General features: G+C 33.8%; 18 protein-coding genes. 3 read left to right on the forward strand and 15 right to left on the reverse strand.

Annotated features, from left to right (window positions below; genetic code table 11):
* Positions 1-3 precede the first annotated feature (3 nt).
* The 3 genes from B5X64_RS03670 to B5X64_RS03680 all read right to left on the reverse strand — a co-directional run bounded on the left by B5X64_RS03670 (position 4) and on the right by B5X64_RS03680 (position 5,736).
* Positions 4-2,151: an alkaline phosphatase PhoX gene (locus tag B5X64_RS03670; RefSeq protein WP_079463972.1), complete on the reverse strand. Its 2,148-nt coding sequence runs from the start codon at positions 2,149-2,151 to the stop codon at positions 4-6.
* A gap of 160 nt (positions 2,152-2,311) precedes the next feature.
* Positions 2,312-4,102 carry a cytochrome-c peroxidase gene (locus B5X64_RS03675; protein ID WP_228418724.1) on the reverse strand — a complete coding sequence of 597 codons (1,791 nt, stop codon included), beginning with the start codon at positions 4,100-4,102 and terminating at the stop codon, positions 2,312-2,314.
* 206 nt (positions 4,103-4,308) lie between these two features.
* Positions 4,309-5,736: an aminotransferase-like domain-containing protein gene (locus B5X64_RS03680; protein ID WP_079463974.1), complete on the reverse strand. Its 1,428-nt coding sequence runs from the start codon at positions 5,734-5,736 to the stop codon at positions 4,309-4,311.
* Positions 5,737-5,850: 114 nt separating this feature from the next.
* Here B5X64_RS03680 and B5X64_RS03685 point away from each other — a divergent pair, with 114 nt between their 5' ends.
* The gene (locus B5X64_RS03685; RefSeq protein ID WP_079463975.1) at positions 5,851-6,369 is read left to right on the forward strand and encodes a hypothetical protein; all 519 of its coding nucleotides are present in this window, start codon (positions 5,851-5,853) and stop codon (positions 6,367-6,369) included.
* Between the two features lies 1 nt (position 6,370).
* Here B5X64_RS03685 and B5X64_RS03690 read toward each other — a convergent pair whose 3' ends face one another.
* From B5X64_RS03690 to queG, 3 genes are all read right to left on the reverse strand, one after another.
* Entirely contained in the window at positions 6,371-7,027 is a 657-nt protein-coding gene (locus tag B5X64_RS03690; RefSeq protein ID WP_228418727.1) for a murein L,D-transpeptidase catalytic domain-containing protein, read from the reverse strand.
* 5 nt (positions 7,028-7,032) lie between these two features.
* Positions 7,033-7,716 (reverse strand): TIGR02117 family protein, encoded by a 684-nt coding sequence (locus B5X64_RS03695; RefSeq protein WP_079463977.1) that lies wholly within the window; start codon positions 7,714-7,716, stop codon positions 7,033-7,035.
* A 366-nt stretch (positions 7,717-8,082) separates the two neighbouring features.
* Positions 8,083-9,027, reverse strand: a complete 945-nt coding sequence (gene queG, locus B5X64_RS03700) for a tRNA epoxyqueuosine(34) reductase QueG (RefSeq protein WP_079463978.1) — start codon at positions 9,025-9,027, stop codon at positions 8,083-8,085.
* A gap of 109 nt (positions 9,028-9,136) precedes the next feature.
* On the opposite strand from queG, the gene B5X64_RS03705 reads away from it, so the two are divergent.
* Both B5X64_RS03705 and B5X64_RS03710 read left to right on the forward strand, forming a co-directional pair.
* Positions 9,137-9,415 carry a rhodanese-like domain-containing protein gene (locus tag B5X64_RS03705; RefSeq protein WP_079463979.1) on the forward strand — a complete coding sequence of 93 codons (279 nt, stop codon included), beginning with the start codon at positions 9,137-9,139 and terminating at the stop codon, positions 9,413-9,415.
* A 55-nt stretch (positions 9,416-9,470) separates the two neighbouring features.
* A complete protein-coding gene (locus B5X64_RS03710; RefSeq protein ID WP_079463980.1) occupies positions 9,471-10,088 on the forward strand; it encodes an HD domain-containing protein in 618 nt (205 codons plus the stop codon).
* Positions 10,089-10,170: 82 nt separating this feature from the next.
* On the opposite strand, the gene B5X64_RS03715 is transcribed toward B5X64_RS03710, so the two are convergent.
* The 9 genes from B5X64_RS03715 to B5X64_RS03755 all read right to left on the reverse strand — a co-directional run bounded on the left by B5X64_RS03715 (position 10,171) and on the right by B5X64_RS03755 (position 18,763).
* Positions 10,171-10,944 (reverse strand): alpha/beta fold hydrolase, encoded by a 774-nt coding sequence (locus B5X64_RS03715; RefSeq protein WP_079463981.1) that lies wholly within the window; start codon positions 10,942-10,944, stop codon positions 10,171-10,173.
* A 3-nt stretch (positions 10,945-10,947) separates the two neighbouring features.
* Positions 10,948-11,892: an NAD(P)H-dependent flavin oxidoreductase gene (locus B5X64_RS03720; protein WP_079464283.1), complete on the reverse strand. Its 945-nt coding sequence runs from the start codon at positions 11,890-11,892 to the stop codon at positions 10,948-10,950.
* A gap of 136 nt (positions 11,893-12,028) precedes the next feature.
* On the reverse strand, positions 12,029-13,396 hold the full coding sequence (locus B5X64_RS03725) for a peptidylprolyl isomerase (RefSeq protein WP_079463982.1): 1,368 nt from the start codon (positions 13,394-13,396) through the stop codon (positions 12,029-12,031).
* An 88-nt stretch (positions 13,397-13,484) separates the two neighbouring features.
* A complete protein-coding gene (locus tag B5X64_RS03730) occupies positions 13,485-14,408 on the reverse strand; it encodes a PfkB family carbohydrate kinase (protein ID WP_079463983.1) in 924 nt (307 codons plus the stop codon).
* A gap of 114 nt (positions 14,409-14,522) precedes the next feature.
* Positions 14,523-15,080: a gliding motility lipoprotein GldD gene (gene gldD, locus B5X64_RS03735; protein ID WP_066679738.1), complete on the reverse strand. Its 558-nt coding sequence runs from the start codon at positions 15,078-15,080 to the stop codon at positions 14,523-14,525.
* Positions 15,081-15,298: 218 nt separating this feature from the next.
* A complete protein-coding gene (mutY, locus tag B5X64_RS03740) occupies positions 15,299-16,345 on the reverse strand; it encodes an A/G-specific adenine glycosylase (RefSeq protein WP_079463984.1) in 1,047 nt (348 codons plus the stop codon).
* Positions 16,346-16,378: 33 nt separating this feature from the next.
* Positions 16,379-16,852 carry a hypothetical protein gene (locus B5X64_RS03745; protein WP_079464284.1) on the reverse strand — a complete coding sequence of 158 codons (474 nt, stop codon included), beginning with the start codon at positions 16,850-16,852 and terminating at the stop codon, positions 16,379-16,381.
* A 79-nt stretch (positions 16,853-16,931) separates the two neighbouring features.
* Entirely contained in the window at positions 16,932-18,293 is a 1,362-nt protein-coding gene (locus B5X64_RS03750; RefSeq protein WP_079463985.1) for a DUF5458 family protein, read from the reverse strand.
* 23 nt (positions 18,294-18,316) lie between these two features.
* Positions 18,317-18,763 (reverse strand): type VI secretion system contractile sheath small subunit, encoded by a 447-nt coding sequence (locus tag B5X64_RS03755; protein WP_074230261.1) that lies wholly within the window; start codon positions 18,761-18,763, stop codon positions 18,317-18,319.
* Between the last annotated feature and the right edge of the window lie 17 nt (positions 18,764-18,780).

The raw sequence follows: 18,780 nt of genomic DNA on the forward strand, positions 1-18,780 counted from the left end.
AAACTATTTTTTAAGAATCTTAGTTGTCTTCTGGAATCCGTCTGCTTCAATATTTAATATTAAAACTCTTGATGCCTGAAGCTGACTTGTGAAATCTAGATCTAAATTCGTTGTAGACCCAGTAATTTTCTTTTTAAACACTACTTTTCCGTCAATGCTGTACGCAGTAATTTCAAGATTTTTCAGTGCTTTTGAAGAATTAATTTTTACAATTCCTGAAGTAGGATTCGGGGCAACCGTCACATCATTTTCGTTAACAACTTCTACTGTACCCAAACTTCCTGAGGTACCTAAAAACTGTTGTAAAGCAACTACGATTGTAGCCGACTTTCCTCTGTAATCTATCGTATTTCCTGTAGCATCTATATCGGTCGAAATTGTAGAATTTGGATGTTGTATTGAAAAGAAACCAAATTTTTTGTCCGGTGTAAAAGTAAGACCTGTTGGTTCTGATCCTGCAGGCATTGATGCAAATAATCTTACATTAGGGTTTGCCTGAGTGTGATCCGGACCAATCACCCAAATGTAGTTTTTACCACCATCCTGAAGTACCCAAAGGTTTCCAAGCTCATCAAAAGTAAGGTTATCGTTTCCGTCTCCCCAAGATTCAGTTTTCATTCCCTGAGCAGTGTTAAATGTATAAACTGTTGATGCTCCCCCTACGAAAGTTTCTACGTTTGAAAGCGTCATTCCGTTGTCTGTCATTCTGTACACTTTGTCTAACCCTTTTGCCGTAAAGTAAATTTTACCGTCAAGTGGGCTTATTTCAACATCTTCTACTCCATTAAACGAAGTACCACCTAATGACAGAGCTAAAGCTGCGGTATTATTTTGATCTGCCTGAAGTTTGTTTGGAATCTGAATCCATTGTCCTGTGCTTGCTACCGGATTTCCTCCGCTTAAACCTTGATCAAGTTTTAAAACATATAAATTTCCTGAAGCCAAATTATTTGGAGTATCCATCACATATTTATAGACCATGTGAGTTCCGCCATCTTCTCCATAATAAGCCGTAGTACCAGCATCGTTTACAACCACATTCTCATGATTCATAATTCCCATCTGCCAAAGCTTGTCTTTAGTTCCCGCTTGGTTATGAGACATTACTTGTGCTGTTGCAGGATCAATTTCTACCAACCATCCATAATCTTTGTATCCATCAGCATTAAGATCATTTGAAGTAACAGATTCTTCAGCCGTTACCACAGTTCCCCAAGGTGTAACACCTCCCGAACAGTTTCTGATAGTCTGCACAAGGCTCGGTGCTGAAAAGCTCACTGCTCTTGATTTTGTCAACTGCCAAAGTTTGGTTGAAGTATTATAATTAATTTCTGCCATGGTAACACCACCTGGGTTAGTTTCATGGTTTACAGAAAGATATCCGTCGGTACTGCTGTTATTTTTAGCCACATAAGCGGTAAAGTCATTAAGACCACCAACCAATCCGCCACCTTCTGTATAATTATCTTCTTCTTTTAAGATTAACTGATATTTGTGTTCAGCAGGAATAATTAATTTTGATGTCTGCGTTGTCGGAACAATTGATGTAAAACAGCTGATATGAGTTCCTGTACAATTGGTAACCGGTGGAGTTACAGTTGTAGTTGTTTTAAGATAAGCATCGATGGTTAAATCTGAACTTGAAGCACTTCTGTTATGTAATTCAATTGAAATTCTGTTAACTCCCTGTACAAATTTGTTTTTGGGAATAGAAAATAAATTAATCGCTGTTTCTGCAGCTCCGTCAATCGTTGTACTCGAGAAAGTACCATGAGAAACAGCTCCAGCAGGCATATTGTCTCTTATCACCTCTTCACCATTTAGATAAACAATAATTCCATCATCTCTTCTCACGCCAAATTCCATCGTATTGGAAAGATCTGCCAAATTCACGGTAAAATCTTTGATAAGATAAGCAGTATCTACACCCGAGATAAAAGAAGTAGTAACCGGATCACCATATCCTAAAGGTCCGTTTCCTACAGCCCAGTTTGAAACATCATAATTGGAACTTTTCCAGTTTGCAGGCAATGCAACATCTGCGTCGTTGAACTTCCATGCACTTTGCAATGCAAAAATTGTCGTCTGTGCCTGGATCATCGATGTCGTCATCAATGCCAAAGCTGCGATACTAAGTAGTTTTCTTTTCACTTTTATTAAAATTTCATTTACGATGCAAAACTATTTTTTTTGTCTCGGCATTGCGTTACGCTATCTTTAATTAAACCCCGATGAATATTAATAAAACTGAACGTGAATGTTACGAATTTTAACTTATTATTAAATTTAAAATTAATGTAAAACATAAGCTTTATTTCACTAATTTCTTAGCCTTGCTGATATCTGTTAAAGTATTTAGAAAACTGATGAGTTGCTTTTTTTCAATTTCCGTCAGATTAAGTTTATCTGCAGGAAGCGTTTGATTTTTCATTGGCAATCCTAAACCTTCGCCACCTCCTTCATTATAAAAATCAATCACTTCTTCAAGTGTATTAAAAGCTCCGTTATGGAAGTAAGGTTTTGTTAAGGCAATATTTCTCACCGTCATGGTTTTGAATGAGTTTTCATAGATCCATGAATTTTCTTTTTTCACATTAGAATTTATTCTTCCTCTGTCGCCATCAAGTTCTATAGGTAAATTTGAAATTGGCTTTTTAGTCACGCCTAAAACTTCAGATTCATTTTCGTTAAAGAAAGGCGGTACAAGCCCTGAAAAATGCGGTGCAAAATGACAAGTCGCACAATTGGCTTTCCCCATGAATAGATTATACCCTTTTTTAGCATCTTCAGAAATTTCTTTTTCATTTCTCATAAAACGGTCAAAATCACTTTCAAACGAATATAGAGATGCTACAAAAGAACTTAGCGCTTTCGAAAAATTTTGTTTATTGATTTTTCCATCTTTAAAAACTTTTTTAAACTCTTTTTTATATTCTTTATTGCCATTCAGTTTTTGTACAATTTTTTGATAATCGGTATTAAATTCATCCTGATTATAAATCACATGTTCCGCCTGTTGCTCAAGATAAAAAGCTCTCATATCGTAAAAAAACCTTTTTGCAAAAACTGCATTATACAAAGAAGGAGAATTTCTTAAGACCGTTTTTCCTTCTACATTACTTGCAGATTTCTGTTTTAGATCGGTGTATGCATTTTCTGGCAGGTGACAACTTGCGCAACTCATCGCTTCATTCGCACTGAAACTTTGGTCATAAAAAATCTTTTCACCTAATTTTTTTAATTCTTCAGAATCTTCAGAAGGTTTTAAAATGGTATAAAAATAAGGGTCAAAAAAATCTGCCTTAAAAAAATCTTTATTGGAAACATTCCAACCCGAAAAGTTTTTGAGATCATCAGGATTGCCATCCCAACTACCTAATTCTTCATATAAAGGCTGAACAAATTGTTTATAAAACTCTATTCTGTCGAAAGACTCAAAATCGGTATTCTTCCCAAGATAAGTAATTGCATGTTGAATAATTAAATTAGCTTTTTCTGTTTTAAAATTTTTAAAATAAGCTTCATCATTGATGTATTGACTCATTCCCTTTAAAGCATGAGCTGCTTCCTCCGAAATATTAAGCGAACCCGGAGTATCAAAACCTGTCACACCCAAACTGTAAATTCTAATAAGTTCTATTCGCAAAGGCAAAGTCTTGTTGTTTCCCGAGCTTAATCCGTTATTCAAAGCACTTAAATAAAAGTTTGCATAGCTGTTGTAAAGAAAATTGGTAATTGTACCTATTTCTTCTTTCTGTTCACTGGCTTCGTCAGAAAAAATAAGTTCATCTAAAACCTGCAAACCTTCGGGAGGCAAAGTATAAGCTGAAGTTCCTGCAGCTTCAATATGAAAAAGCGGTGCTGCATTAAGATGGGTTTTGGTAAATTCAGGATAATAATAAGCGACGAAAAATTCTACTTCTTTAAAAGAATTTCTGGTATTCCTTAAAGTTTGCTGAAGCTTTTCTAAGGAAATTTTTTCTTGGGAATAAAGCTCAACATCGTTTTTTAAGTATTCTAACTCAATTTTAAAATCACGTAAGCCTCTGTTTATAAATTTATTGTCATTTTTCACACCTTTATTAACAGGGTTAAAAGACATTGCAGAAAAAATGAAGACGCATGGAATAAGCAGTAAAAGATAATATCTCACAGTTTTAATCGCAAAAGTAGCCTGATTAGATTACAGGAATTTTACGCATAGATTAAATAATGTTTACCATTTGCCCGACAAACCGCACCTTTTTTAATATTGTAAATACAAACCGTTAAAAAAGGAAGACTATTTTACAAAATGAATTTCTGATTTTACAGATTTTCATCTAAAATACTTTGTACTTTTTCTCCAATTATTTTCAGCCTCACAATACTTTCAGAGGTGATTCTGTCTGCAAATATAATTCTGAAATGATGGCTGCATGCGTCAGTGTAAGAAAATGTATCTCCAGGTGTAAAAGCGATTTTTTGACTTTCACAAAATGTATAGAAATCTGGCATATTTACTTCTTTAGGAAGCCTTCCCCAAATGCTGTAACCGCCATGAGGCCTGTGAAAATAACAATCTTCTGGAAAGTATAATCGTAATGCATTGAGAAGTTCTACGCATTGAATTTCTAATTGTTTTCGAAAAAAACGAAGATGTCGGTCATAAGAGTTTTCGTGTAACAACTGTATCATTAATTCCTGAAAAATGGGTGCTACAGATCTTCCAAGAGAAAACTTCAGCCTTTCAGCCTGTTCAAAAAAACGACCTGTATTTAGCCAGCCCAGACGAATTCCCGGTGCAAAAGTTTTTGAAAATGATGAATAAGTCATTACCCAACCCTCCGTATCAAAATTACAAATCGTTGAAGGTCTTTCACCATCAAAATAAAGGTCTCCATAAATATCATTTTCAATGATCGGAATCTCATTACTTTGCGCAATCGAAGCAAGATCTTTCTTTGTTTCGTCTGATATTAAAATTCCTGTGGGATTATGAAAATTGGATGTTAATACAACAGCACGAATATTATTTTTACTTACAGCATCTTTTAGATAATCTACATCAAACCCGTTTTTGTAATGTACCGGAACTTCGATTATCTTCAATTTTAAATTTGAAATAACTTCCAAAACAGAAAAAATACAGGGACTTTCTACCGCAATCACATCTCCCGATTGAGTTACCGAAGCCAGCCCAATGTAAAGCGCCTGCAAAGCTCCATCTGTAATAATGAGTTGTTCTGAATTTATTTTACAGCCAAATTTTGTTGCCCGTGCAGCAATTTGATTTCTTAAGATTTCTGATCCGTTCGCAGGATAATATCTGAGAATTGATGCACCTTTTTTCCGAATTACTTCCTGCATTTTTCTTAAGATCAATTTTTGAGGAATGAGCAGATCTGTCGGTGCAGCGGTATTAAATGAAATTTGTTCAAAAGACTTACCTGACTTTGAAGTGAGTTTTACCTTTTTATCAAACTCTACATTGCTTACAACTGGCGAGAATGTTGGTAAATCGTCAGGAATATTTTCATTTCTTTTTATAGTAACAAAAAATCCTGAGCGAGGACGATTTTCAACACAGCCTTTCATAACAAGATAATCATAACCACTCTGCACCGAAGTAATGCTTAGTTTATATTTTTCTTTAATTTCTCTTATAGAAGGTAACCGATCGCCTGAAACAAGAATTCCATTTTTAATCTGTTCCTCGATGACCGAAGTAAATATTTGATATTTAAAATTCTGCATAATCAAAATCTGTTCCGCACAAATTTACAAAAAGTAAAACTGTACCGTTTTATTTGCATGAAACTGTACCGATATTATCATTCATAAATAACTTAGCTTTGAAAAAAAATAAGAATGGAGATTGTTTCAAAATTTGTGGTAGGTTCAGACCAGGGAGTTGATGAATTTTTTGATGTTAAAAAAGCTTTTATTAAAAACTCATATAAAGAAATTGTTGCATCAGAAATTATAGAGAATTATATTCAAGAACATTTTGACCATAGAAAAATGATCAATATTTTAAATGATTTTTCTAATCAATTAATTATGGTTTTTGCAGATCAACAACCTGTAGGATATTGCTTTTTTCAAACCGGATTTTCTTACCCAGAAGCTAGTGAAAATCAAAAAATGACAGCTATCAAAGAATTTTCTATTCTTCAGGAATATGATTTGCCAGAAGTGAGACTTTCTCTTTGGAATAAAGTAAAATCGGCAATTCAATTTGCAGACAGTCTTTGGATCAATATCAGAGAAAATGATTCACAAATTCAGTTTTTTAAAGATCAAAAATTCGTTTTTGTAAAAGATACGGTTTCAGAACCCTTCAATCTTCCATCATTCATTTATGAATTAGATTTAAAAAAATTATAAATCATTCATTATAAATCCACATCAGTAAAGGCTTTTTAGAATTTTGAATAATCGGATCTAATTCCTTCATTGCAGTATTAGAAATCGTAGGACAACCCCATCCTTCCGGAGAACCTTTTGGATAAACTTCTTCATCGCTCATCAATTCCCATGAATGAAAAACAATGAATCTTTTCAGCGCATTATTATTTGTTTCTTCTAAACCGTGCATCAAATATTTTACATGAATTCCCCAATCGCTTCTTCCTCTTTCGCCTAATTGATATTTTCCCAAAGCTGAAAGATGGCTTCCGTCTTCGTTACTGAATTTGGGATTGTCTTTTGATTCATCACTGCTCCAACTATTACTTCCGCAACCATGCCCCACTAAATATTTATTAGATATTTTCTGCTCCTTAAAATCCCAGATTATAAAACGGTTCAATCCGGAATGCAGACTCATATCAATTAAAATACAGAAATCAGTATTCATTTTTTTGCTTTTGCAAAACACAAGGGCTTCTTCCGCTTTCTTTTTTGTTTTGATTAAATCTAATTCAGGCTTTATAATTTCACTGGTCTTTTCATTTTCAAAAACAGTGTTGTCAGCACCCTTTTTCGATTCATATTGACATGACGAAAAAATGATAACTAAGAAAATTAAATGGAAAATTTTCACAAGATTTATTTATAATGTAAGAAAATACCATAATCTGTTGGCGTCCACCATGCAGCTTTTTGTCCGGCAGCTTTTAGTGCATCGTTTGCCCAAGTGTTGCAGGTATTTAGAAAACTATAACTTCCCTGCGCATCATAGAACGCATCATTATCGCTGTAAATAGCTTTAGTTGGAATCAATATATAACTACCGTTTGTATCTCTATCAAATTTAGCATCGATAAACTTCACTAATTCTAAATATTGTTTTTTGCTGATCATTATTTTTTTGCAGTCAGCAGCTTCGGTCATCGTTTTGTAGAATGACGTATGCATTGCAGATTCACTCATCCAAAATGCAGCTTTTACAGCCGTAGAAAATTTCAAATCTGCCCAAGTCGGTGTATCCAAATAAAAACCTTTATCGCCCCACCCGATTCCTACATAATTGTAATCTGTTTTTTTCGAGGTTGTATTTGTAAACGGAATTTTTGCGCTCCAATCGTGTAATTCATTTTTCACAGGCATTACAATATCGGTATGAACACCGTTGGTATAAATGTAAATCGGAATTTCTTTTTGCTCACCATCATCCTTTGCCGAAACTTCGATAAAGGGCAACAGATAACCTAGAATAGCGTACAGCACAATGATTCCGAGGATGATTCCCAGAGTTTTTAGGAAATAGATCAGTATAATTTTCACACTCATGTTTTCAGATATTGGAGTTTAATAAAATTTAATTTTAAATTTTTCCTAAAAGTATTTATTTTAATTCAAAAATTAATTAAATTTAACTAACAAACATTCACAAATATGCTTAAAAACACGAAATCCCAAAAAAGATTTAAAGTAAGAGTAAAAACAGCTCCTAAAAGAACCCAGAAAAAACGTTGATTTTCTTAAAGACATTCTCTTTTTGAAAGTCAATTTTTCTTTTGTAGAAAGGGCTTTTTAAACTTTTACGAATTGAAATCTTTTATTTCTTTAAAACTAAAGTTTTAAGGAATGATACAATACCCTTATTATTTTTGGAGAGTACAATTTCCGAACAGGTTTTTTCACCTCTATATTGTACTATAATTCTTTTGAAGACTGATTCAAAAACTCAATATTTCTTTTTAGACCTGCAAATTTTGTGCGCTTCACAGGTGATTTCCGGAATATTTCGGAGAATATTTCTTGGGTTAATTCTTTCCACTCTCCTTTTTTAAAATTTTTCAACGCTTCATTAGGTTTAAATTTAGCCTGAATATTCGGCGCAGAAAAACGGTTCCAAGGACAGACATCCTGACAGATGTCGCAGCCAAACATCCAGTCTTCCATTTTATCTTTAAAATAATCCGGAATTTCAGTTTTCAATTCAATGGTTGCATAGGAAATACATCTGCTTCCGTCAACAATTTTCTCCGAAACAATCGCATCGGTCGGACAAGCATCGATACATTTTCTGCAGCTTCCGCAATGATCCGTTGTTTCATGATCAGAAATTAAATCTAAGTCACAAATAATTTCAGCTAAAAAATAAAACGAACCACTTTGTTTAGTTATTAAATTGGCATTTTTCCCAACCCACCCAATTCCTGATTTTTTCGCCCAACTTCTTTCCAAAACCGGAGCAGAGTCTACGAAAACACGGAACTCAAAGTCTCCGATTTCCTTCTGCAGTTCAGAAACCATATCACGAAGAATTTCTTTTACTACTTCGTGATAATCTTCAGCATACGCATATTTTGAAATTTTAAAATTCTCTAACGCAGAGATTTTTTCCTCAGGAAAATAGTTGTAAGAAAGCGAAATAACCGATTTAGAACCTTCCACTAACAATCTAGGATCTAATCTTTTGTCGAAATGATTTTCCATGTATTTCATTTCACCATGGAAGTTATTTTTAAGCCATTTTTCCAAATGATGGGCATCTTCTTCCAGAAAATCAGCCTTTGAAATTCCACAATTCTGAAACCCAAAACTTTTAGCTTTAGACTTGATTAATTGAGAATATTTTTCAGCAGTTGAATTCATAGATTTCGCATTGCAAAACTAAGATTATTTTATAAATTTGTTGGAGTTTGGATGTATGAAAATACTTCACTCATTTATCTTGTAATTTAACTCAAAAAAATTAAATATTATGTCATTAGCAGATGTATTACAATCAGGAAATTATGCATTAATCGACGTTCGTGAGCCAATGGAGCTTGAAATGGACGGAAATATAGAAGGAGCAGTCAATATCCCTTTGGGAGAAGTTGAAGACAGAAAAGACGAAATCTTATCTATCGAAAAGCCTGTTGTTTTGTTCTGCAGAAGTGGAAACAGAAGTGGAAAAGCTTTAGAATACCTGAATTCTGAAGGTTTAAAAGATGGCTACAACGGCGGAGGCTGGGCTGATTTGAAAGCAAGCTTATAAGAAACGGAAGGAACTTTTTTAAGTTCCTTTTTTATTTAACTAAAGATGAGATTTTATGATTTTAAAAGATAGATTTGAATCGCTTTGTCTAAACTTTACTGAAGATAAAATTTTAATTGAAAAATTTTGGATCGAAATTGAGAAAAACTATTCAGGGAAAAGCAGACATTATCACAATCTTCAACATTTAGAAACTCTATTTGAAGAAATTGAAAATGTAAAAGATAAAATCAAAAATTTCAATAGCATTTCATTTTCTATTTTTTACCATGATGTGATCTATGATGCGACTTCAAAATTTAATGAAGAAAAAAGTGCAGATCTTGCAAAAGAAAGGCTTGGAATTGTAGGTTTGAATAATGAAGATGTACAACAAGTTTACAAGCAAATTTTAGCTACAAAATCTCACAAAAAATCGGATGATGAAGACACTAATTTTCTTTTGGATGCAGATTTATCGATTCTTGGGAAAAGCTCGCAAGTTCATTTAAAGTATACAAAACAGATCAGAAAAGAATATTCTATTTATCCGGATTTCCTTTATAAACCGGGAAGAAAAAAGGTTTTACAACATTTTTTAGCACTTGAAAGTATTTTTAAAACTGAATATTTTAAGAATAGATATGAAACTCGGGCGAGGGAGAATATAGAATTTGAATTGAGAAGTTTGTAGGTTTTTCTTATTTTATTAAACCACCCCGTCAAAAATTCTTTGAATTTTCGCCACCCCTCCAGAGGAGGGGAATTTTAGCGAATTAATTTATTATTGTGTTAATAAACACAATTGATTTATTTAAAACTATTTCCGGAGATTCTTTGTGCGGTGTATGTCCAACATTTGGGATGATGAACTTCTCCGATGTTCCTGTAACCTGTGAAATTGTTTTTTCAACTTGGTTTAAAGTTCCGTATTCATCAGCTTCCCCTTGAATAAACAAAAGAGGACTTTCAATATTTTCCAATAAATACTCAATATTCCAGCCTCTGAATTTATCATTAAGCCAAATTTCAGTCCATGCTTTGACAATCGTTTCTACTTTATCACCGTGATATTTTTCGAGACGTTGAGGTAGATTTGTGGTGTTGTAAGCATTTAATGCTTCTTCCACACCTTTCACTGTAATATCTTCAATAAAAATATGTCCGGCTTCACAGATTACAGCTTTCACTTTTTCAGGATATTTTGATGCGGCAATTAAGGCAATCGTTCCGCCATCGCTGTGTCCGAAAAGAATGGCATCGTTAATATTAAATTCAGAAAGCAAATCATTCAATACATCTGCTTCCAATTCCATGTAATTATTTTCTCTTTCATGGGTAATCATAGGAAAAGACTTGCCATATCCTAAGCGGTCATATACCAAAACATTACATTGGGTTGCTTCCGCCAATTTTTCAGGAAAATCTCTCCAAAGCTGAACCGAACCTAAAGAATCATGCAGAAAAACAATTGTTGGTTTATTTTCGAATGAATTATTAAATTTTATAAATAAGTTTTGACCTTTTACATCAATTACCTCTTCAATCATTATTTATAAGCTCGGATTTTTTGTTTCATTAAATTCTTTTAAAAGGTTGGCAAAAACTGTTTCCACAGGAAGAACTTCGTCAATCAAAGCTGAAACCTGACCAATTTCCAATTCACCTTCTTCCATATCCCCTTCAAACATTCCTTTTTTTGCTCTTGCTCTACCTAATGAAGCGACCAAAGCTTCCGCATTTCTTCCCACATTATATATTTCCTCAAGCTCGTTGAAAAACTTGTTTTTAACCATTCTTACGGGCGCCAATTCTTTTAAAGTAAGAAGTGTATCACCTTCATTCAGTTCTGTAATTTTCTTTTTCCAGTTTTCATGAGCACTTGCTTCTTGTGTAGCCGCAAAACGACTTCCAATCTGTACTCCGTCTGCTCCTAAAATCATGGCAGCTTTCATTTGGGAACCTAAAGCAATTCCTCCTGCAGCAATCAATGGTTTAGAAATATGTTTTTTAACATTCGGAATCAGGCAAAAAGTTGTTGTTTCATCTCTTCCGTTGTGACCTCCTGCTTCAAAACCTTCAGCAACGATTGCATCAACTCCTGCTTCTTCACATTTAACGGCAAACTTGGTTGAAGAAACCACATGAGCGACTTTTAAACCTTCTTTCTGAAGCGTTTCGGTATACGTTTTAGGGCTTCCGGCAGAAGTGAAAACTATTTTCACACCCTCTTCCAGAATAATATTGATGATTTCTTCTAAATTTGGGTACAGCAAAGCGACATTTACACCAAAAGGTTTATCGGTAGCTTTCTTGCATTTCTGAATATTTTCTCTTAAAATATCCGGATACATACTTGCTGAACCAATCAACCCCAATCCACCACAATTAGAAACTGCCGAAGCTAATCTCCAGCCTGAATGCCAAATCATACCGGCCTGAATAATGGGATATTTAATATTGAAAAGTTCTGTGACTCTGTTTTTATTTTCGTTCATTTTATGAAGCTTTTTTGCGGAGTTGAAATCTATAAAATTACTCATAAGGTAAAAATACTAAAAACGTAGATTCTATGATACATCTGAGAACTATTTTCACAAAAAAAACCTTCAGAAAGTTCTGAAGGTTTAAGTATTATTTTTTTAAGGATTCTTTTTTCCAGTTCCCTTTAAAATCACAGCTGTCATATCGACCGTCTATAGAAATAAATGTGGTTGGAAGTTTTGAATTGACAAACTTCTCAATCATTTCACTTTTTTTCTTGTTAAGAGCCATCTGTTTGATTCTGTCGTAATCTGTTTCAAGTGTAATCTGGTGTGAAGGAATAACATCTTCAATTTTAATGATTTTTACCACTTTTCTTTTTCTTTCGTCTTCATCATCAAAAGCAGTTGTAATATCATTTTTATTAAGACCGGCAAGCTCATAACTGATTACTCCCGGAATGCTTTCTCTTTCGATTTTACTAGAACCATCTCCACCGGTAATAACACCCGCATTGAATTTAGTTTTTTTATCATCTGAAAACTTAAATGCAGCCTCTTTAAAACTCAATTTTTCAGCTAAGACTAAACCTCTGATACTGTCTAATTTTTGTTTTGTCGTAGTAATTTCTGCATCTGTAGGTGTCGCCATTAAAAGAATGTGTCTTGCATCATAAGCTTTACCAGATTTTTTCACCAACTGAATAATGTGATATCCAAACTCAGATTCTACAGGGTCTGAAATTTCACCTTCTTGTAAGTTTAATGCTGCAGCTTCGAAAGGCTTTACCATTTGCCCTTTAAAGATATTTTTCATCAACCCCCCATTTGGAGCCGTTCCTTGATCTTCAGAATAAATCCTTGCCTGGCTTTCAAAACTTTCTCCTCCCGCGATGTCGGCTTTGATCTTTTTAAGCTTGTTGATCAATTCATCTTTATGAGCTTCCGTCAATTTAGGATACATCATAATCTGAGAAAGAGAAACCTCATCTTTTATTTCAGGAAGCTGAGATTTATACAAATTGAAAAAATCTGTCACTTCATTAGGAGTAACGTCTGCTTTTTCTGTAATTCTTCCATATTTTGCCTGCCCGTAATATTGATCAGTATCAATTTTTTCGATGGCATTTTTCATCTCATATTGATTTCTGAACTTATAAGCAGCCAACATCGTCTTTTCATCAGGAAACTGACCTAAAAACTGATTATATTTTGCATTTACGTTTTCTTTAATCGCTGCAGAACGGTTTTCAATTAATGTATCTCTTTTAGCTTCGTACACCAAAAGTTTATTATTAATTAAGTTTTCCAAAAACTCACATCTATCAGTGGTTGAAGCACCCTGCTGTTTTCCGTAATTCATCTGCTCTTCAACATCAGACTCCAAAACGATCTCATCACCAATTACTGCCGCAATACCGTCTACCAACTGTCCTTTCTTTAGCTGAGCGTTGATGTTTCCTGAGAACAACATCGTGAAAACTCCTAAAAGGAAAGTGATTTTTAGTTTATTTATCATTATACTATTTTAAACAAGTTGCAAATTTAGAATTCTTAATGAATTGCACTCAATTTTTTATTATAAATATTTCTTAAAAAGAGATGATTTAATGTAATTCTACATCAAAAGTTGTCAATTCTTTAAATTGCTTCAATCTGTTTTGAATATCAGCTTCGTTAACCTCTTCAATTCTTTCTGTTCCGAATTTTTCTACTGTGAAAGAAGCCATTGCAGAACCTACGATTAATGCAGACTTCATTGTTTCGAAATCGAATTTACCTTTTTTAGCAAGATATGCTGCAAAACCACCTGCGAAAGTATCTCCGGCACCAGTCGGATCGAAAACTTCTTCCAAAGGAAGTGCAGGAATTGCGAATACTTTATTATCATGGAACAGTAAAGCACCGTGCTCTCCTTTTTTGATGATCACATAATCAGGGCCCATTGTATGGATCTTTTTAGCTGCTTTTACCAAAGAATATTCACCTGAAAGCTGTCTTGCTTCTTCGTCATTAATACTGATAACATCGGTTTTAGCAATCATGTCTTTCAGAATATCCATAGCAGAATCCATCCAGAAATTCATTGTATCTAAAATAACCAATTTAGGACGTTGGTTCATTTTTTCAAGAACTGAAAGCTGAACTCCAGGGTGAAGATTTCCTAATAATAAAATCTCTGCATCCTGCATAGATTCAGGAATTTTTGGATCAAAGTTCTCCAAAACATTTACTTCAGTCGCTAAAGTATCTCTTGTATTTAGATCATTGTGGTATTTACCTGACCAGAAAAACGTTTTTCCTTCTTTTACAATTTCTAATCCTTCGATGTTTACTTCTCTGTTGGTAAACATGTCAAGATATTCCTGTGGGAAATCTCCTCCAACTACAGATACAATTCCAGATTTTACTCCCAAAATAGAAGATGTAATCCCGATATAAGTAGCTGCTCCACCTAAAATTTTATCTGTTTTCCCAAACGGCGTCTCAATTGCATCAAATGCCACGCTTCCTACGACTAAAAGTTTCATATGTATTTTATATTTTTTTATTAAAGGTCATATGCAATCTACCGATGCTATATGTATTTTATTATTTTAATTAATAATCGATTGATTACTAAAGTTTTTATTGAATTTTAAAATTTATTTTTTCCATTCAAAAGTATCGAGCAAATGCATCATATCTTTTTTGATATAATCTATTGCAGGAGCTAAAGAATCTGGTTTTGGTCTAGAATTGAAGTATAAATATCCCGTCACGAAATGTTTTGTACTGTCGGTTGCATAAAACTGCAGATTAGATGCAGCTTGACCTTTCAATTCATAAAAATTTCCGTAAACTCTTTTCTCAGGATATTCGAAAGATTTTGTATCGATAGAACTAGCTTTTACAGTATGCTTGTAAACCATTTTTTCGGTTTCCATAATCTGCTGGGCAAAATCGTTATTGATGGGGTAATACGTCAGGAAAATCTTTGCCTTCATTTTTGGATAGTTCAGATAATACCAACAAGGTTTCTTTGCATCATAAATTTTGGCATAATCTGAAGCTTCAAAAGAATACAGGCAATTAGGCTCAAATTTATGATATTTTGGTGCAGGATATTCTAATCTCAATTCGCCGTAAGGTTTTGGAGTACTCTCCTTTCCGCACGAAATAATCAACATTGAAACAAAAATAAAAATGACTTTTTTAATCATTTTGCAAAAATACAAATTAGATTTCAAATTTGAAGGCACAAATTTCAGCATTTCAATGAGTTTTGAAATTTGATGATAAGATTTTTTTCAAATGTCAGTATCCATAAAGTTTGTCATTCCGTAGGAATCTCAACTCATTTATTAAACAATAAATAAAAAAACAGCGCTTAGATTCCTACGGAATAACAAATATGATGGAGATTTTTCATCTTTTCACATTAAAAAATTTGATAAACTGTCTCATAATTTTGGATATAATTTTCTAAAGGTTTTGGAAATGACCTTTCATGAGAACCTTCAACGTCCGTTATCATGTAATTGTTTTGAGCAATAAAATCTTCCCAAGCCGATTCAGAATCAACCTCAACATTAAAAATTTCTATGCTTAAATTTTTGTGAGTGAGTTTGTGATTAACTGTTTTTACGCTTTTAATAAATGGATTTAAATCATCAGAAATCATCGGCGGAAATTCAAATAATTTTTTCCAGATAAAGTCATCTTTTCTTTGCTGAATTAAAAACTGCCCGTTTCTGTGAACGAAATAATATTTTAAATCTAAATCCTGTGCTTTTACCTTTTTAGTTTTAACAGGAAATTCTGAGATTTTATTTAATGAAAAAGCAAGACAATCATCATTGACAGGACATTCTCCGCACAAAGGATTTTTTGGTTTGCAAATTTCCGAACCCAAATCCATCATTGCCTGATTAAAATCGCCCACATTTTCAGGCATAATCAAAGCTGATAATTCAGAAAAATAATTAAACGCTCTAGAATTGGAAATATCAAAATTATCAGCAAAAATTCTGCTTAAAACTCTGTAAAAATTTCCGTCAACTGCAGGCATTTTTCCATCAAAACAAATACTGGAAACAGCAGCAGCGGTATATTTACCAATTCCTTTTAGTTTTAAAATATCTTCATAATCGGAAGGAAAAATCCCATTGTAATCGTTGATGATTTGTTGTGATGCTTTATGAATATTGATGGCACGGGAATAATATCCTAACCCTTTCCAATACAATAAAACCTCATCTTCAGGAGATTCTGCCAAAGTTTTCACGTCGGGGAATCTTTCAATAAAATTATTGTAATGATTTAACCCCTGAGCGATTCGGGTTTGCTGAAAAACGATTTCGCAAATCCATATTTTATAAGGATCTTTGGTTTTTCTGAATGGCAAATCTCTCGCATTTTTATCATACCACTTCAACAGCTTGTTCCCGATGTGAAGAAAGTCTGAGTTTCTTTTATTCTTTTCCAAAAAACCAATTCATTTAGTGAGACAAAGATAAAACTATTTTTTTTCGTTATCAAGAAGATATACAGGAGCTCCTTTCAGCCACTGATATTTAATATTTTTCATTTCAGCAATAGATTTATACCCTTTCAGCGTTTCTAAAAATACATACACCGAATCATTTTTTTCTTTTTTAAGATTTAATCTCTGATTCGAAAGAAACTGAAACGGATACGGAATCACAGAATCTCTTTTGCTGAATAATAGATCTCCGGAATTGATGCTATAAATGTAAAATGCTTTACCGCGCCCCGAAGAACTGTCGGTGACAGAAACATCTGAACTTGCCACGACCATATCACTAATTCCGTAAGCTTCGTCTTCAGACATTACATATGCCTGATTGCTGTCTTTTTTTTCGTTTTTGAAAAGATCAATTTCATATTTTCGGGGTCGCTGATACTCTTTTTCACAACTTACAACTGAGAATAACAGAAAAGCTAACAAAATGTAAAACGTAAAATTTTTCATTAAACCGTTTTTAAAAATAATTAGAAATAAAAAACCGATGTTTTTGACGCACCGGTTTCTATATTGAATTTTATAAAGATTAATCCTGAATATATTCTGCATCCCACTCATTACCGTCATCACCTTTGTGACCGTCAAGCTTGATTACAAAACTTTTAGTAGGGAAATAAGGAGTCAGTCTGATATCTAACCAAACTCTGTCTTTATTTACTTTATCTTGCTCAAAACGTACAATTTTAAACTTTTCGATTAATTTATCAGCTCCTTTGATGCCATCTAAGAAACTCACAATCTGTCTTCTCAAGTCGTCTTCGTTTTTTGCGTTCCAGTTTTCGAAGGCTCTTCGGTTTAAGAAATCCAGTAAAACTTTAGTTACATAATCGAATACACGAACCACAGAATACGTCTGAAGACCGATGTTATCACCTGTAAATAATGTTTTTGCAGAGAACGCCATGATTTTACCATATTCATTCACCATTGGAACAAGACCCATTTTTTCTAACTGAGAAATTTCACTTTTCTTCAATTCAAATTTCACTGCGTCTACTTCATTGATATTACCGTGCTTTTTACCGGCAGCAACCTGTGACATTAAAGTTTTATGAATTTTTCCGGCCAATGAAGTTGACGGTGGAAGTTCTACGTTTTCTTCTTCACCTACTTCTTCTGCTCTACCACGACCCACTAGCCAGTTACACGTCATAATGACATTACTTCTGTGCAATTCGCCACCTGTAAGATTTGCAGAGTGGAATAAATCTACCACATCATCCGGCTTATCAAGATTGGCAAAATCGGTAACCATCATTACTTTATTTTCGTTACAGATCTTCGCCCACTTTTCAATTACTTTATTCGATCCCAAATATCCCGGAATCGCCAAAATAGAGTAGTTATCTCTTAAATCTAAACGGTCGTAATAACTTTTAAATTCATCAGCAATTGCCTCAATAAATAACGGGTTATCTAAATCTGAAACCTGCTCTAAGGTTGCATTGACTATACTTACATTATCTACCTTGTCTAGTTCTGTATTTTTATAAAACTGAGCAACCGTTCGGTATGAAGTTTCGAGTTGGCGAACGGCATCAAGAGAGTTTTTAAGATTTACTTTCAAGTTTTGATCAGCCTGTTGTGCTTTATTTTTGCAGGTATCTGCCATTTTTTCAGCAGAATCATTACTGTTTAAAAGCTCTACCCATAGATTAATTTTCTGTAAAAGCTCTTTTCTTTCATCGGTTTTATTACCATCGTTCAAGAAAATTTCTTTTCTCGCTTTTCTGGTGGGGTTCATATTGGCTATTCCGTCTACGACAGATTCTATAAAGCCAAATCCTCCGATTTTATTTAATTCTTCAAGCGGATTTCCTTTTGGTCTTCCAGCTTGCTGCTGTTGATTATGCTGTTGACTTTCTGCAGCCTGTAATTTACTATCCATAATATTTGTGTAGGTACTTAAGATTATTTTTCAAGTTCTTGTGCGACATCTTTCAATGCTTCAATAAAAGCAGCTCTGGTCTGCTCATTTTCCAACATATTGCGAAGAATCTTATTGGTTTTCAGCTGACGCACGATTTTATTGTACTGCTCCTGCTCCATACTGAGCTGCTGAAGATAATCTGATTTCTGAACAAGATTTTTGGGAGTAAAGTCTGCAAGATTCTGAAAACGGAATTCTTCTTCTACCACACTTCCTTCTTCTGTTTCGTGCTGTACAGCGACAGAAGGTTGAAAGTGTCTGAAAACATCATCTACGGTTTTTAATCCTGTAACAATTTCGGGAACATAAGATTCGTCTGTTGTAAGCTGGCTTACGATAAGAGATTTGTTCTCCTGGATTTCTTGAATAGCTTCATTAGCGTCGACCTTGACTTCGTTTCCGCCAACACCATAATTAAACATTGCCATATTATTATTATTTTGAG

This window comes from Chryseobacterium balustinum, assembly GCF_900168205.1.
In the GTDB taxonomy this organism is placed as follows: domain Bacteria; phylum Bacteroidota; class Bacteroidia; order Flavobacteriales; family Weeksellaceae; genus Chryseobacterium; species Chryseobacterium balustinum.

What these genes read in the sequence shown, in the direction of transcription:
- B5X64_RS03675 (WP_228418724.1), bottom strand. Translation starts at nt 4,102, where the DNA reads ATGTCTTTTAACCCTGTTAATAAAGGTGTGAAAAATGACAATAAATTT.
- B5X64_RS03680 (WP_079463974.1), bottom strand. Translation starts at nt 5,736, where the DNA reads ATGCAGAATTTTAAATATCAAATATTTACTTCGGTCATCGAGGAACAG.
- B5X64_RS03685 (WP_079463975.1), top strand. Translation starts at nt 5,851, where the DNA reads ATGGAGATTGTTTCAAAATTTGTGGTAGGTTCAGACCAGGGAGTTGAT.
- B5X64_RS03695 (WP_079463977.1), bottom strand. Translation starts at nt 7,716, where the DNA reads ATGAGTGTGAAAATTATACTGATCTATTTCCTAAAAACTCTGGGAATC.
- queG (WP_079463978.1), bottom strand. Translation starts at nt 9,027, where the DNA reads ATGAATTCAACTGCTGAAAAATATTCTCAATTAATCAAGTCTAAAGCT.
- B5X64_RS03705 (WP_079463979.1), top strand. Translation starts at nt 9,137, where the DNA reads ATGTCATTAGCAGATGTATTACAATCAGGAAATTATGCATTAATCGAC.
- B5X64_RS03710 (WP_079463980.1), top strand. Translation starts at nt 9,471, where the DNA reads ATGATTTTAAAAGATAGATTTGAATCGCTTTGTCTAAACTTTACTGAA.
- B5X64_RS03715 (WP_079463981.1), bottom strand. Translation starts at nt 10,944, where the DNA reads ATGATTGAAGAGGTAATTGATGTAAAAGGTCAAAACTTATTTATAAAA.
- B5X64_RS03720 (WP_079464283.1), bottom strand. Translation starts at nt 11,892, where the DNA reads ATGAACGAAAATAAAAACAGAGTCACAGAACTTTTCAATATTAAATAT.
- B5X64_RS03725 (WP_079463982.1), bottom strand. Translation starts at nt 13,396, where the DNA reads ATGATAAATAAACTAAAAATCACTTTCCTTTTAGGAGTTTTCACGATG.
- B5X64_RS03730 (WP_079463983.1), bottom strand. Translation starts at nt 14,408, where the DNA reads ATGAAACTTTTAGTCGTAGGAAGCGTGGCATTTGATGCAATTGAGACG.
- gldD (WP_066679738.1), bottom strand. Translation starts at nt 15,080, where the DNA reads ATGATTAAAAAAGTCATTTTTATTTTTGTTTCAATGTTGATTATTTCG.
- B5X64_RS03745 (WP_079464284.1), bottom strand. Translation starts at nt 16,852, where the DNA reads ATGAAAAATTTTACGTTTTACATTTTGTTAGCTTTTCTGTTATTCTCA.
- B5X64_RS03750 (WP_079463985.1), bottom strand. Translation starts at nt 18,293, where the DNA reads ATGGATAGTAAATTACAGGCTGCAGAAAGTCAACAGCATAATCAACAG.
- B5X64_RS03755 (WP_074230261.1), bottom strand. Translation starts at nt 18,763, where the DNA reads ATGGCAATGTTTAATTATGGTGTTGGCGGAAACGAAGTCAAGGTCGAC.